General features: G+C 42.6%; 1 pseudogene. It reads right to left on the reverse strand.

Annotated elements, in window-relative coordinates:
* Nucleotides 1-265, reverse strand: a pseudogene (locus tag KDM89_RS20940) (hypothetical protein); the annotation flags it as partial.
* Nucleotides 266-333: the final 68 nt, after the last annotated feature.

The following is a 333-nucleotide window of genomic DNA, read 5'->3' on the forward strand; positions in this document are numbered from 1 at the left end:
GCGTGACTGCCAACGCGTCATCGGAACCGGTGCGCTCGGAGGGATCTATGAGAGTAATTAACTCACCAAAAATGCGAGAGATATTGCCACGATTGATTTCATCGATAATCAACACATATGGCTCTTTGATCACCTGTTGAGTAAACTCCGGTTTGGCAGGCAAACCGCATTCCGACAGCAAGTAACGAAGCACGCCGTCGACATAAGACGGGTTTGACATTTTACTTTTTGGCTCACCAGAATAGAGCTTTTTTACGTTCTCCATTTTGATCGTATAGTAAGAATCAGTTTTAACAGAATTTAATGGAAATATGTGTACCGTTTTTCTACCAT

The organism is Cognatundibacterium luofuense (assembly GCF_018139685.1).
GTDB lineage: Bacteria > Pseudomonadota > Gammaproteobacteria > Burkholderiales > Burkholderiaceae_D > Undibacterium > Undibacterium luofuense.